Below are 434 nucleotides of genomic sequence, written 5' to 3'. Positions count from 1 at the left end.
ACAACTTGTCCTCTATGCACAATGCATTTCTGAAAATGGGCGTCGGTACGGACGTTATCAACTGGACCGAGGAGCTCGATGGCTACAAGCTGGTCATTGTCCCCTCCCTCTTTCTGTTAAGTGAAGAAGTATCGCAGCGGCTGGAGCGATTCGCAGCAGGGGGCGGCACGGTCGTCCTCACCAATCGGACAGGTGTGAAAAACATGAGGAATGTATGTGAGATGCTGCCTCTGCCGGGGCTGCTGGCGGAAGCGGCGGGTGTTGTCGTTAGTGAATATGATGCAATCGGCAACAGCGTGCATCGGATTCGAAACGCGGAGGGCCAGACATTCGCTGCGAAGCAATGGTGTGATTTGCTGGAACTGCGAGGAGCAGAACCGATTGCCTGGTATGACAACGACTTTTACGAGGGTGTGCCGGCGGTTACTGTCAAT

The 434-nt window shown here is 54.4% G+C and carries 1 protein-coding gene; it reads left to right on the top strand.

The window, feature by feature from the left end:
* Positions 1 to 434 (top strand): beta-galactosidase trimerization domain-containing protein (locus HI950_RS35475; RefSeq protein ID WP_187768232.1); only part of this gene is annotated, 434 nt, incomplete at both ends.

This window comes from Paenibacillus sp. PL91 (assembly GCF_012935325.2).
Classification (GTDB): domain Bacteria; phylum Bacillota; class Bacilli; order Paenibacillales; family Paenibacillaceae; genus Pristimantibacillus.
Note: the sequence above shows the minus strand (reverse complement) of the source record. Positions and strands in the feature narration are given on the sequence as shown.